This window comes from Desulfoluna sp. HI9BLuna, from assembly GCF_056829775.1.
Genome location: NZ_CP186555.1, coordinates 933,542 through 945,717, shown reverse-complemented (window position 1 = coordinate 945,717; position 12,176 = coordinate 933,542). Strand labels below are relative to the sequence as shown.

Genomic DNA, 12,176 nt, shown 5'->3' with positions numbered 1-12,176 from the left:
ATGAAACCATGGGACTAAGTATGGGGCATGATGCATGAGTTTAGTATTGATATGAAATACTGTTGATGAATTGTTTAGTTTCGGTATATGGTCTTTGTGGTAAAGGGTCTATACACCGGACAATATCATCTACTGTATTTATATATTAAACGGATTGGGAGAGAAGAATGTCTGCTATTGAATTTCATTATGATGGTGATGTTATACGTGATCACAGGATTCCATTGAAGATATTGGCACTGACGTTGAACCATATGCAGCAAGCAATTGGTCGGTCATATTTAGATATTACACGACCTCAAGGTGTATGGAAAAATGCTCGTCTTGCGGCAAAAGAATATGACGAGTTGCTGTTTTTTGTGGGTGATCCGAGACCAGGAGGATATATTCTTGATTTGGTTTCAAAAGTGTCACGTGCTGATGAAATCATCAATAGAATGGCCTCTGCCGTGGGCTCTGCCTTTGAAAAATCAAAACAGCAAGGTATTGCCAATATGGGTGATTTGAAATCTCAGGTCGAGTCACGCAAGACTCAGATTCAAAGCGATATAATTAAGCCGACACAGTTTAACGATATGTATATAAACCCAGACCCACAGATCATTAGGAAGTATGGCGACAGGTCAATAGTTAAAGAAATAGATATGATTTTATCTCCGATAAGGTCGCGGCATCTGGGTGATAGCACTTTTGATTTAAGTTTAATAACTGATTCAACAAGGAAATATGCCTTTGACAGACTTCGTAGTGAAAAATTTCATCATGTTGTAACCCGTAAACAAGTTGGAGATCCGATCATCTACACTGGAGAAATTAAAGCGTTGGATACCACAAATTTGAATGGGAAGTTTTACAATGCTGTAACTAAAAAAACTTGCATTATGAAATTTGTTTCAGAAGATGATATTGTTCAGATTAGTAAGTATTTAGGCGGAGAAAAAGAGATAAAGTTTGTTGGCTCTCCTGTCATCGAATACGGCGCTTATGATACTGAAGCTGGGGATATATACTTTATAGACTTAGTATAACAGGCGAATGAATGGATTTAATAACTACAATAAAAGATAAATTTATTAATGAGGTAACCAATAGCGTTGCCCTTCATCAACTTTTGTCCCTGGTCATTGTTATTTTATTTATTCATCAAATTCAGATTCTAAAAACTTGTCAAACAATTTCTGTGGTTTCGGAAAATCAAACAATTGCAGAATCTTATGTAGTAAACGATAAATCAAGAAAGACAACCATTAAAGAAAAATTAACTGAAAAAAAAATAATTAAAAAGAAAATAAAAAAAACACCGTCAATCCAAAAAGTAACTATGTATTGGGATGACCCCAAAAGCATCTGGAGAATGATATGTTGCAATACAATGAAAGATATTTTTTCTGTTGATACAGGTGTAATATCTAAGATTACACTGCTATGTGTCTTGCTTTCTATTGGGGTTATTTATTCCCTTTCATGTGTGTTTAACTATTCTAAAAGACGATTATTTGATTTCTTTGCCCGTATTTCAAAATTGGATGCGTATATCGATACCCTTAAAAGCAAATCTAAACAGAATTTAACTGAAAGTGACTACATGGACTATCTTTTAGCAAAAAGCTTTGAGGATCAGTTATCGGATAGGCTGGGCCATATAAAAAAGATGGGGTCCTTTAGCGAGGTATTATTTGATTGTGGTCTAATAAGTATGGTGACATTGTATTTTGGATTTTATCTTGATTCCCTCATTGGGATTGTTTTTCTTGTAGCATCAGTGAGCTTTCAGTTTGTGGCTTTTCAATATTATTTAAGTCAATATCTGCCCATTTTGGTCACTGTTAAAGTCTTAATGAAAGAAAATGTTGAAAGATGAAAGGTTGGTCAACGTCTCGATAAATATCCCACCAATCAGATGTGAGGAGCTTCTCCCCTTCTTACTCAAATATGAATGAGGGTATGTATAAATGAATTCGTATTTAGATAAATTGAAAAATCCTAAATGGCAAAAAAGAAGGCTTGAAATATTTTCCCGCGACAATTGGACATGTCAGAAATGTGGGAATAGCGAAGAAGAGTTAGTGGTTCACCATAAATCATATGAAAAGGGCAAAGAACCCTGGGAATATGAAGATGATGTATTGGTTACATTATGCGTTAACTGTCATGAATCTGAACATAACTTATTTGATTCGTTTCAGGTTGGTAGTTTGATCGATACACAAATAGACTCAATGGAGCGCCGTAGCTCAAGTGATAATGAGATTAGTGGGATTCCTATCGGGTTTACTGGGTTTGATGAAATAACTGGGGGGTTACAAGGGTCTGAGTTGACGGTTATATCCTCAAGGCCAAGCATGGGGAAGACCTCTCTTTGTCTTAATATTGCAAGCAATGTTGCCGTTGAATCTAACATTCCCGTTGCTTATTTTTCTACTGAAATGTCAGAAGAAAACCTCACAATGCGACTGATCTGTGCAGAATGTGAAATAGATTCTGTGCGCTATAGATCAAACCGCCTTAGTTCTGAGGATTGGAGAAAAATTGAAGATGGAATCAATAGAATTTCCAATTCACCTTTATTTATTGATAATTCGAACAATTTGACCGGCAACACAATTATCAGAAGAATACGCAAAATACATAGTGACAAAAACATTGGCTTGGCAATAATTGATAACCTTGATTTAATTACAACAACAAATGATGGCTATGGGAAAATTTGTCAAAGATTAAAACAATTATCCAAGGAGTTGAATATACCTATTGTCGTTGTTACAAAAGTTGGAAATCAGCTAGAACTGCGGGCTGATAAGCGACCTTTGTTTTGCGATCTACCTAATGATGAACTCGTTTATATCGCTGATACAATAATATTTCTATATCGTGATTGTTTATATCATCATGGCGAAGATGATTATAATAAAAGAATGACTGAATTTATTCTTGCTAAGAATAGAAATGCTCCAATTGCAACGATTCGATTGCAATATAATGAAAAATATACAAAATTTGAAGATTGCCTAAAGAGGAAGTCTATGTAATGGGTGACCCCTTCTTTCGCTGTCAAGCTTTGTAGAGCTTCTTCTTTCTCTTTTTTGAAGGAATAATACCAAAAATGGAATCCATAGTATCTTTTTTTGAAGATATCGAAAATGACTGGTCTATGAATTTAAATCGATACAATGACCATGTGCAAGTAGTAGAAAAGTTTGGCCTCGATTTTAGTGAATACACGACAGGTGATGATGTTAAGAAATATCTAAAAGATAAAATAGAATCAACTCTTTTGGGTGATGATATAGATAGCTTGAAGTTAGTTAAAATTGAAGATCATTTTGCTTTTAAGTATTTTTCGTCTGGCAAGTCAGAGCATAAAGCAGCTTTCGAGTTGCTGAGTTGTTTAAGATACGTTTCAAATGTACTGCTATCATATACGAAATCGGTTGGTTCTTGGCTGTTAGTCAGAGACTATTTAGAGGCTTACTTGGCAATCTCTAATTACAATTCAGGAGATGCATCGAAATCATTCGCGGAGCACCAGGTAATTTCGCAGTCTATCGTTTTTTTAAAAAATAGTGTGAAGGGGTCAGACCTACACCTCTGACAAACTGATGGGACCCCTTCATTGAGTATGAGCTTCGTATGGCCTCAGGCCTCACCCACGGAGGTAACGGGGTCAGACCTAAGCTGTGAGATTGTCAGGTGTGTAGGTCTAATCCCTTCGTTCTTACTGCTATTCCGTGATAGGTCCCTCGCTCGGCGGTCCCACAACTCAAGCGATATGTGGTAAACAAGTATCATGCTTAAATATGGAGTAGTTTAGATGGAGTTATATGAATCTGTTAGTTTGATAGCTTCTTTTTTTGCTGTCTTATTTTCTGGCGTAACATATCGTAAAAACCAAGTTGCACAATTGTTTAATAAAAGCAATCAGGATTTATCAGTTTACAAAAGTTATGTGTATGAAGGTTACATTGAGGGTGGCTTTAGTCCTGAGTTTAAATTAAGCATTGGTGAAAAAAAATTTAGTTACAGAGTCGCCCGTACCATCGCAAAAGATAACTACTTGTCTTCACCTGTTGATTGGAATGAGAAAGCCTCAATAAATAGTAAAGAAGAAAAATCACCAGACTATCCGTGGCAAAACCAAATAGCGTATCATACAGCAGATGCTCTTCAGAACCTTGGATTAGCCGTTATTTCGGGCAGCATACCTGCAAGCTTTGTTATGACAAGTGTCGCTGACTCGATTATTGATGATTGGTTAATTTGTCACGGCTGGGTAGAATCATATAACAACGAGAAAAAAATTATACCTAAGAAGAAATACGGCTCTAAGGGTTTTGCTCCATTTTATCGACGTCATGCAGAGTGGATATCTTTATATGCAGTCTTATGGCTCGATAGAAATTGGGATTATGCAGAGTCAGAAATTGTGAAGCAGCTTTACCGAGAACAATATTTAAAGGAAAAAAATATCGAATGTAGTGATACTATGATTAATGATAGTCGAGTTTCAGAATTGGGCATAAAAGGTATGGAAGCTGTAAGGTTGCGGTTTGTTGAGTTGAGTATTAAAGATATAGTTCTGATTAATCCTCAGACCTGTAAAGAAATTAAATTTCTTATTGGTGTAGATCTTACATATTGCATGTGACAAGTAAAAATTAGTAATTACACCTGCCATTTGTTCAGGCCAGACCTGTGTAGGTGGTCAGCTCTACACTCTTAACAAGGAAAAAGGGCCGCATCTTAATATTTGACACAGCCCCTTCCACTCCCACCCCCATTTTAAACCCCATCACCCTGCGTGAAGGGTCACGTGTGAAGGGGTCAGACCTACACATCTGACAAGCAGGTGTGACCCCTTCTTTCCTTTGTAACCTCTATCCCAAAATACGCAAATTTAAAGAATATTGACCTTTACCGTCAGTATTTAGTAGCGCAATACTTGAGAGTTTTGCTAAATCCCTCCTTGCTGTTTGATTCGTGACATTATTATATAGAATCTTAAATGCAGTCTGAGATGACAAATCCTTTAAAGTAAACGTAAAATCTGATGGATAATCTAATAAAAGATTTAATAGTTCAAATTGTCTTTTTGTAATGTGTCGATTTTGGCATTTAAATGTATAAAAGTCTCTAAGGCTGAAAATTCTAATGAAATAGATGATTGCTTCTTTGATTCTCTTTAGAGAGTTTACAGCTGCTTCCAGAAAAAACTCCAAAAAAGGCGTAAAATCTGTTTTAAGTTTATTTGTTTTGGAAAAGGCTATGTAATATTCGTCAATATTTTTATAATAAAAATTAGAAAGTTCTCTTGGCATATATTTTACATTTCCTGCTTGTAAAATTAAGGCCTCAATTAATCTTGCAGTTCTTCCGTTTCCATCCCAAAAGGGGTGAATGGCACAAAAGTAATAATGCGCCATTGGTGCCCGAACTAAAGGGGGGAGTTTCATAACCTCTTCACTATTTATCCATGTAATATACTCATTCATTAGTCCTTTAATATCGGCAAGGCATTTTGCCGGCCTATAAACTCCTCCATGCGCTTTATCCCCCACTTCGACTTTTCCATTACGGTAATTTCCTGGTGTGTTTCTTTCGTGTGGAATATCATGTGTAATGACTTTATGCAGTTCACGAATCAGCTCTTCACTAAGAGATAAAGGCCCTTTTTGGTATTCAGGATTAGATAAATATTTATAGGCTTCGATAAGGTTTTTTATTTCTTGCTTGTGTTTAATTGTATACTCATCGATATCTTGTCCTTGAGCAATTTTTTTTACATCATCTTCAGTTATTGGGTTGCCTTCTATTGCGGCTGTGCCAGAAATTGAGCTGTACATAATATCTGGTTCTAATTGTGAAGCAAGGGCGGGTAAAATCGGCAGGTCCACAATTGTTTCATTGAGAACCATCGCTCTTATAAGCATGGAGTTTACTTTTTGAACATTATACTTTTCGTTGAAGTAGAATTTGCCAGATTTTAATGTCATGTATTCATTCATGTTGCACCATTTGACAATTGAAATGTTAACTGTATATTCTGTAAATTCAATATAATAACTTATATTCTTTCTATGAAGTGTAACACAATTTGCAAAGTAATGTAATACAATAAGTTAACCGGTCAGGCTTACCTGTGAAGGAGCTCAGGCTTACACTCTTGACAAAAGCTGTAATCTCAAAATAATTCCCTTGAAAAAGTAATCAAGAATGATAACATTAAAGTCATGAAATGGACGGTAACCTTTTACAACGATAAAGTACGGGACGAAATCTTCCAGTTGCCGCCCAAAGTCCAGGCCAAGTTGATTCACCAGATGGAGATGGTTGAAAGCTACGGCCCCATGCTCGGCTTGCCACATGTGCGCCAGATGGGAGACGGGCTTTATGAGATTCGGGCCAAGGCCCTGGACGGAAACGCACGATCTTTCTTTTGTGCCATGAAGGGGCAGGAGCTCATCATTCTACATACGTTCTTGAAAAAGGCACAGAAGACACCGAACAAAGAATTGAAGCTGGCGAGACGTCGGCTGAGGGAGGTGAAATCATGAGTCGCCCGACTTTCGATGATTTTAAAAAGAGGGCCCTGGAGAACCCCGAAGTCAAGGAAGCCTACGATGAACTGGCACCTGAGTTCGAGCTTCGCAGGAAATTGATTGAGATGCGCCTGGCCGCAGGCCTCACCCAGGAAGAGATCGCCAAGCGGATGGGGACCAAGAAGAGCAACATTTCCCGGCTCGAAAGCGCCAGTGGGAAGCACTCTCCCAAGCTGTCCACCCTGAAAAGTTACGCGGAAGCTGCCGGGTATACCTTGGACCTTCAGTTTCGCCCCACCCCTTGAATCTATTTTTGCACCACCAAAAACCCCGTTGCCTTTCAAGGCACCGGGGTTTTTTTATTTCATTATCCCGCCTGCAACACCTGAAACATCTCCCTCTGCTCACACCTCGACGCCCCTTTACGGATCTTTGCCAACGCCTCCGGTGGGATATCCACCGCGCTGGGCGACAGGGTGTGTGAAAACGCCAGGTCCATGACGAAGGTATGGCCGCACAGGGTGTTGGTGCAGGAGCAGTAGAGCTGCTTGAACTCGTCGGAGATCTGGGTGCTGGACTGAATGGTGGCGGCCTGGCCGCATCGATTGCATTTGATTCGCATGGCTTAATTCCTTTCAGCCTTAATTTATGGTGCATATTCAGGTTCGTCAAAGGCTATCCGCCTGGTGCCGGTCAAATGGTCGTTGATCTGCAGGAGGATCTTTCGGATGGGCTCGATTTCGTTTTTCTCATAGACCTGGTCGGCTTTGGTGATGTCGCCGAACCCGCCCCGGGCTTCGGTGGGCACCACGCTGGCCAGGGCAGGGGGGATGCGGTGGGCGGCGATGATGTCGTCCCGGGAGATGTTTTTGATTTTTTCCAGGTCGTCCTTCGTGGAAAAGTCCCCCACGGGGATGATCTGGAAAGCCTTTTCTCCCCCGTTGGGCACGTGGAGGTAGAGGTTGCGGAAGTTGCCCAGCTTCTTGGTGGACTTCACGGCGTCCCGGATGGCGTTCTGCTCCTTGTCCCCCAGGGTGGCGGCGGATGAATAGAAGATGTACCCGGCATGGGCCCCGTTGAGATAGTAGCGCCGCCGGAACAGGGTGGCGTCTTCGTTCAGGAGCATGGACTGGATGGCCCCCAGGTAGGAGGGCAGGCCGTAGATGGTCTGGGCCACGTCGTAGTTCTTCACGTGGATCACCTCCCCGGGCTGGAAGTCCGTGCGGCTGCCGTCCACGTTGAGCATGCAGTACTGGCCTGGCTCCTTCATCCTGCGCATGTTGATGGCGGGCAGGTGCACCAGGGCGATGACCTCTCCCATCCAGTTGGTGACCTTCTGGAAGTAGGCGTTCAAAAAGGTGACGTAGTCCGTTACAAAAGGGAGCATCTGCAGCATGGGCACCGCGGGCGATCCCTTGAAGGCCCGCATGATCATGTTGGTTTTGAACTCCAGCAGGGGGCCGTGGTAGGCGTTGGCCCCGCGAAGCCGGGCCAGGCCTGCCAGGGAGACGGGCGGGCTGTAATAGCTGCCGTTGTCCAGGAGCCAGACGCCCACGTAATCTTGGAGCTGGCTTGCCAGGATGGGGGTGGGTTCTCCGAAGTTGAAGGCCTCGGCGGTGCCGCCCTGGTCGGTCATGTGGTCCTTTCTCTGTTTTCTTTTTTTTCCCATGGGTGTTGCCTCCGGATTATAAAACTTCCACGCAAGCGCCTTGCGCCTGGTCGTGGCTGATGGGTTCGTTGATAAGGGCGTGCATGATGGACCAGGCCACGTCGGCATGGCCGGTGGTGTCCGTTCGGTTGGCGGAGTAGGTCACCTGGCCGTTGGGGGTGTAGGTCTGCCTGATGGTGAGGAATGCGTGGGCGATGGTGGTCTCCTGGGCGTCCCACTCCAGGCGGTTTGAGGTGATGATCTCTTGGGCCTTCAGGACCATGCGGGTCTTGCTGCCCACGGAGTAGTGGATGGGCGTGGCCTGGGGGTAGAAGGTCTTCACCGTATCGAACACACCCATGCCCGGGCCGGTGACATCGATGCCTATATAAGTAAAATTGTACATGGCGCAGAGCTTCTTGATCTCGGCGGCCTGCCAGGTGAACGACTTGTTGACCCACTTGAACCGCTTGATCACACGGAACGTGCCGCCGGGTTTCAAGGGCGGGGCCACGATGACAAAGCTGGCATCGTCCCGGTGGCGCGAGGGATCGTAGCCGCCCCAGACCGGGCAGTTGCCGAAGGGGCGAAGGGCGGTGGGATCAAGGTCTTTCCATTGGGAGATATCGGTGGGGCACTCCTCCAGGTCGGCAAAGCGGAACACCCCGAAGGTGTCGTCCATGAACTGGCACCCGAAGAGGTTGGCGAACTCTGAGGGGGAGTACTCCAGCTCCAGGTCTTTGCGGTCGAACAGATCGCAGCCCCCTGCCTCGGCATCGTCCAGGGTGATGATCTTGCGCCAGGCGTTGTCCGGGCAGAGGATGCCGGACTGCATCTCCTTGAAGCCGGGGAACTCCACCCGCTTTCTCTTGAACCGCTTGTTGTACCGGTCCCCGGTCCATAGGTCGTAGGCCTCATGGGTGACGGCGGACGGGGTGGAGAAGACGGTCTTTCTCCATCGCTTCTGGGAGGCCATGCCCGAGGCCACCTTGTAGAGCTCGTTGAACTTCTGGATCCAGAAGAACTCGTCAATGTACACGTTGCCGGTATGGCTCTGGGCGGACTTGGAGTTGTTGGAGAGGAAGTGCAGCTCCGCCGGGCCTTTTTCCGTGTTGAGTATGATGGGGTTGCCGGACAGGTCGATGTCGAAGTGCTGGCGGGCGATGCCCACGATGTACCGCCGGAACACCTCGGCCTGGGCCCGGGTGGCCGAGAGGAAGATCTGGTTCCGGCCCGTGAGCACGGCGTCTTCAAAGGCCTCCTGGGCGAAGTACCAGGTGGCCCCGATCTGCCGGGACTTTAAGAGCATGCGGAACCGGTGGTGCCGGGCTTCCCGAAGCTCCATCTGATACCTGAAGTAGTGCTTGTGCATCTTGACTTTGAAGTCGTCTTCCTTGATGCCTGTGACGTCGTTTTTCTTTTTGCCCCGCTTGCGCTTCCCTCCGGAGGCGCCCTTCCTTTTATTCCCTTCCGACCCTTCCCCGGGTTGTCCCTTTCCTTCCATGAGCATGCGGCTGTGCCGAAGCTTCACCAGGCTTTCCACCAGGCTGTTCATTTCTGTGAGTTCCAGCTTGGTTTTTTCGTCCCGCTCGGAGAGGAGGGCCAGGCGCCTGCCCATGGCCTCCTCTACGCTTTCCGTGGAGAGGAGGTCGTCCCACTCCCCCTTGGTGCGCCAGTCGTACACCGTGCGCAGGGGCACGTTGACGATGGCGGCGATCTCCTTGGGGGTGTGGTGGCGAAGGTAGAGGCGCTTGGCCGCGTCTTTTATTTCCTGTGTGTAAAGGCTCATGCCGTGAGCATACCAGCCCGAACCCAAAGCCCGATTTACTTCCATTCCGATAACGCCAAAATCGGAATTGGTTTCGTGTACAGTCCTTTTCCCGCCACCTATGTTGGGGGTGTTGATGACTTGAAACCCATGAGAACCGCCCCTGCAACCAAGGAAAAAAAATGCCTTCCTCCCTTGTGACTGATTGGAAATGTGTCGCCACCTCCGGCCCCACCGTGGACGGCCGGGTGCTTGAGCCCCAGTGGTTTACCGACATGGCCGAGACCTACAGCCCCGCCACCTACACCGCCAAGATCTGGATCGACCACATGCGCGGCGGTTCCTACGGATCGGTGCGGGAGCTGAAGACCGAAGAGGTGGACGGCGTGCTGAAGCTCTACGCCAAGATCTCCCCGAACCGCTCCCTGCTTCAGATGAACCAGGTGTGGGAGGAGTACCTCCACTTTTCCATTGAGGTGACGGAAGACTTTGCGGCCACGGGCAAAACCTACCTGACGGGCCTGGCCATGACCGATTCCCCCGCGTCCCTGGGCACCGATGAGATGCGGTTTAACAAGATGAAGGGCCGGGAGTTCACCGCCCGGTACGCGGGGGAGGAGGTGCCGGATTTGAGCAAAGAGTTCATGGGCGATGAGGACCGCTTCATGACCACCTTTTTCAGAAAGCTTGCCCACTTTTTTACAGACGAAAACCACGACGAAGAGACGGGAGACGACCCCATGAACAAAGAGCAATTCGAAGCCGTCAAGGACACCCTTGAGGCAACCCAGCAGTCCGTGGAAGGCCTTGCCGGCAACATGCAGACCTTTATGGAGACATTCAAGACGCCCCCGGCAGATGGCGGAAAAGGAGAGGGCGGCGAAGGCGGGGAAAAAGAGGAGACCCCGGCACCCGCAGGCGAGGCCCAGTACACGGAGCTGAAGGCGAGCGTGGATACCATGGTGAAGGCCTTCAACACCATGACCGAGCGCATGGAACAGCGCGTGCCCGGCACCCAGTTCCGGGAGAACCCCAACCCTTCCGGGGAGCACGACGAGCTTCTCTGATGGCCTGAGATCGTCTTCCCTTCACTTCATACGTATTAAGGAGCACCGACCATGAACAAAACATCTCGCCTCGCATTCCACCAGATGGAAGACCGGCTGGCGAAGACCTACGGCGTTGAAAACGTCCATGAGACCTTCACCGTGGAACCCACCCTGGAGCAGAAGCTTCAGGACAAGATCGTGGAGCAGTCCACCTTCCTGCCCAACATCAACGTCATTACTGTTGACGACCTGGAAGGCCAGAACATTCTGGGCGGCGCTGCCGGTCCGGCCTCCGGTCGCACCGATACCAGCGTGGACGGCAACGAGCGCAAGCCCAAAGACCTTCTGAACCTGAGCGCGTCCGGCTACCGGCTTTATCAGACCAACACGGACACCTACATCCGCTACGCCACCATGGATGCCTGGGCCAAGTTCCAGGATCTTCCCGAGCGCTACCAGCGCTACGTGCAGCAGCGTATGGCCACGGACCGGGAGATCATCGGCTGGCACGGCACCAGCGCGGCCCCGGACACCGACCTGGACGCCAACCCCATGATGGAAGACGTGAACAAGGGGTGGCTTCAGTACATGCGGGAGAAGATGAGCGCCAACATCCTCACCACCGGTGAGAAGCAGGACGGGGAGATCCGCATCGGCCCCGATGGCGACTTCATCAACCTGGACCACGCCGTGCTGGAGCTGGTGGAGGGGATCCCCCCGTATCTCCGCCAGGGCCTGGTGGCCCTTGTCGGCTCGGAGCTGGTGGGCAGGGAGAAAACAGCCCTTGCCATCGCCCAGGGCCAGACCCCTTCCGAAAAGATCCTCACCCCTGCGGCCCTGGCCACCTTCGGCGGACTGCCCTGGGAGACCCCCAGCAACTTCCCCGGCAGGGGCCTTGTGATCACCAGCCATGACAACCTTTCTATCTATCTGCAGTCCGGCTCCTGGAGGCGCCACATCAAGGACAAGCCCGAGAAGGACCGTGTGGAAGATTTCAACAGCCGGAACGAGGGCTACGTGGTGGAGACCCCGGAGAAGTTCGTGGCCGTGGAGTTCGACAAGGTGAAGCTCCTTCAGCCCGACGGGACCACCTGGGCATAACACGCCGGGCGTGTCCCGGGTATGACCGGGGGCCGGGGCATCCCTCCTGGCCCTGGCCCCCACTTCATTGAAGG

General features: G+C 47.4%; 13 protein-coding genes. 9 read left to right on the top strand and 4 right to left on the bottom strand.

The annotated features are described in order from the left end of the window. Positions 1–167 precede the first annotated feature (167 nt). The 5 genes from ACOYW0_RS03670 to ACOYW0_RS03650 all read left to right on the top strand — a co-directional run bounded on the left by ACOYW0_RS03670 (position 168) and on the right by ACOYW0_RS03650 (position 4,645). The gene (locus tag ACOYW0_RS03670; RefSeq protein WP_482417217.1) at positions 168–1,028 is read left to right on the top strand and encodes a hypothetical protein; all 861 of its coding nucleotides are present in this window, start codon (positions 168–170) and stop codon (positions 1,026–1,028) included. Positions 1,029–1,039: 11 nt separating this feature from the next. Then, on the top strand, positions 1,040–1,861 hold the full coding sequence (locus ACOYW0_RS03665; protein ID WP_482417216.1) for a hypothetical protein: 822 nt from the start codon (positions 1,040–1,042) through the stop codon (positions 1,859–1,861). Between the two features lie 91 nt (positions 1,862–1,952). Continuing rightward, positions 1,953–3,029, top strand: a complete 1,077-nt coding sequence (locus tag ACOYW0_RS03660) for a DnaB-like helicase C-terminal domain-containing protein (RefSeq protein ID WP_482417215.1) — start codon at positions 1,953–1,955, stop codon at positions 3,027–3,029. Between the two features lie 74 nt (positions 3,030–3,103). Continuing rightward, complete coding sequence (locus ACOYW0_RS03655; protein ID WP_482417214.1) at positions 3,104–3,592, top strand: hypothetical protein; 489 nt, start codon at positions 3,104–3,106, stop codon at positions 3,590–3,592. A gap of 219 nt (positions 3,593–3,811) precedes the next feature. Next, positions 3,812–4,645: a hypothetical protein gene (locus tag ACOYW0_RS03650; protein WP_482417213.1), complete on the top strand. Its 834-nt coding sequence runs from the start codon at positions 3,812–3,814 to the stop codon at positions 4,643–4,645. Between the two features lie 229 nt (positions 4,646–4,874). Here the strand turns inward: ACOYW0_RS03650 and ACOYW0_RS03645 are convergent, their stop codons facing one another. Beyond that, positions 4,875–6,002 (bottom strand): Fic family protein, encoded by a 1,128-nt coding sequence (locus tag ACOYW0_RS03645; protein WP_482417212.1) that lies wholly within the window; start codon positions 6,000–6,002, stop codon positions 4,875–4,877. Positions 6,003–6,227: 225 nt separating this feature from the next. Between ACOYW0_RS03645 and ACOYW0_RS03640 the strand changes: the two genes are divergently transcribed. Continuing rightward, positions 6,228–6,551: a type II toxin-antitoxin system RelE/ParE family toxin gene (locus ACOYW0_RS03640; protein ID WP_482417211.1), complete on the top strand. Its 324-nt coding sequence runs from the start codon at positions 6,228–6,230 to the stop codon at positions 6,549–6,551. Next, the gene (locus tag ACOYW0_RS03635; RefSeq protein WP_482417210.1) at positions 6,548–6,841 is read left to right on the top strand and encodes a helix-turn-helix domain-containing protein; all 294 of its coding nucleotides are present in this window, start codon (positions 6,548–6,550) and stop codon (positions 6,839–6,841) included. Before ACOYW0_RS03640 ends, ACOYW0_RS03635 begins: the two co-directional genes overlap by 4 nt. A gap of 62 nt (positions 6,842–6,903) precedes the next feature. Here ACOYW0_RS03635 and ACOYW0_RS03630 read toward each other — a convergent pair whose 3' ends face one another. From ACOYW0_RS03630 to ACOYW0_RS03620, 3 genes are read right to left on the bottom strand one after another with little or no spacing between them, the layout of a single operon-like run. Next, positions 6,904–7,158, bottom strand: a complete 255-nt coding sequence (locus ACOYW0_RS03630) for an Ogr/Delta-like zinc finger protein (RefSeq protein ID WP_092211256.1) — start codon at positions 7,156–7,158, stop codon at positions 6,904–6,906. A 24-nt stretch (positions 7,159–7,182) separates the two neighbouring features. Beyond that, positions 7,183–8,205, bottom strand: a complete 1,023-nt coding sequence (locus ACOYW0_RS03625) for a phage portal protein (RefSeq protein WP_482417209.1) — start codon at positions 8,203–8,205, stop codon at positions 7,183–7,185. A 16-nt stretch (positions 8,206–8,221) separates the two neighbouring features. Continuing rightward, a complete protein-coding gene (locus ACOYW0_RS03620; RefSeq protein WP_482417208.1) occupies positions 8,222–9,973 on the bottom strand; it encodes a terminase large subunit domain-containing protein in 1,752 nt (583 codons plus the stop codon). A 161-nt stretch (positions 9,974–10,134) separates the two neighbouring features. Here ACOYW0_RS03620 and ACOYW0_RS03615 point away from each other — a divergent pair, with 161 nt between their 5' ends. Together ACOYW0_RS03615 and ACOYW0_RS03610 are read left to right on the top strand one after the other, a co-directional pair. Continuing rightward, positions 10,135–11,019 (top strand): GPO family capsid scaffolding protein, encoded by an 885-nt coding sequence (locus tag ACOYW0_RS03615; protein WP_482417207.1) that lies wholly within the window; start codon positions 10,135–10,137, stop codon positions 11,017–11,019. Positions 11,020–11,070: 51 nt separating this feature from the next. Further along, on the top strand, positions 11,071–12,102 hold the full coding sequence (locus tag ACOYW0_RS03610; protein ID WP_482417206.1) for a phage major capsid protein, P2 family: 1,032 nt from the start codon (positions 11,071–11,073) through the stop codon (positions 12,100–12,102). The last annotated feature ends 74 nt before the right edge of the window (positions 12,103–12,176 follow it).

What these genes read in the sequence shown, in the direction of transcription:
- ACOYW0_RS03665 (WP_482417216.1), top strand. Translation starts at nt 1,040, where the DNA reads ATGGATTTAATAACTACAATAAAAGATAAATTTATTAATGAGGTAACC.
- ACOYW0_RS03620 (WP_482417208.1), bottom strand. Translation starts at nt 9,973, where the DNA reads ATGAGCCTTTACACACAGGAAATAAAAGACGCGGCCAAGCGCCTCTAC.
- ACOYW0_RS03670 (WP_482417217.1), top strand. Translation starts at nt 168, where the DNA reads ATGTCTGCTATTGAATTTCATTATGATGGTGATGTTATACGTGATCAC.
- ACOYW0_RS03640 (WP_482417211.1), top strand. Translation starts at nt 6,228, where the DNA reads ATGAAATGGACGGTAACCTTTTACAACGATAAAGTACGGGACGAAATC.
- ACOYW0_RS03635 (WP_482417210.1), top strand. Translation starts at nt 6,548, where the DNA reads ATGAGTCGCCCGACTTTCGATGATTTTAAAAAGAGGGCCCTGGAGAAC.
- ACOYW0_RS03660 (WP_482417215.1), top strand. Translation starts at nt 1,953, where the DNA reads ATGAATTCGTATTTAGATAAATTGAAAAATCCTAAATGGCAAAAAAGA.
- ACOYW0_RS03610 (WP_482417206.1), top strand. Translation starts at nt 11,071, where the DNA reads ATGAACAAAACATCTCGCCTCGCATTCCACCAGATGGAAGACCGGCTG.
- ACOYW0_RS03615 (WP_482417207.1), top strand. Translation starts at nt 10,135, where the DNA reads ATGCCTTCCTCCCTTGTGACTGATTGGAAATGTGTCGCCACCTCCGGC.
- ACOYW0_RS03630 (WP_092211256.1), bottom strand. Translation starts at nt 7,158, where the DNA reads ATGCGAATCAAATGCAATCGATGCGGCCAGGCCGCCACCATTCAGTCC.
- ACOYW0_RS03625 (WP_482417209.1), bottom strand. Translation starts at nt 8,205, where the DNA reads ATGGGAAAAAAAAGAAAACAGAGAAAGGACCACATGACCGACCAGGGC.
- ACOYW0_RS03645 (WP_482417212.1), bottom strand. Translation starts at nt 6,002, where the DNA reads ATGAATGAATACATGACATTAAAATCTGGCAAATTCTACTTCAACGAA.
- ACOYW0_RS03655 (WP_482417214.1), top strand. Translation starts at nt 3,104, where the DNA reads ATGGAATCCATAGTATCTTTTTTTGAAGATATCGAAAATGACTGGTCT.
- ACOYW0_RS03650 (WP_482417213.1), top strand. Translation starts at nt 3,812, where the DNA reads ATGGAGTTATATGAATCTGTTAGTTTGATAGCTTCTTTTTTTGCTGTC.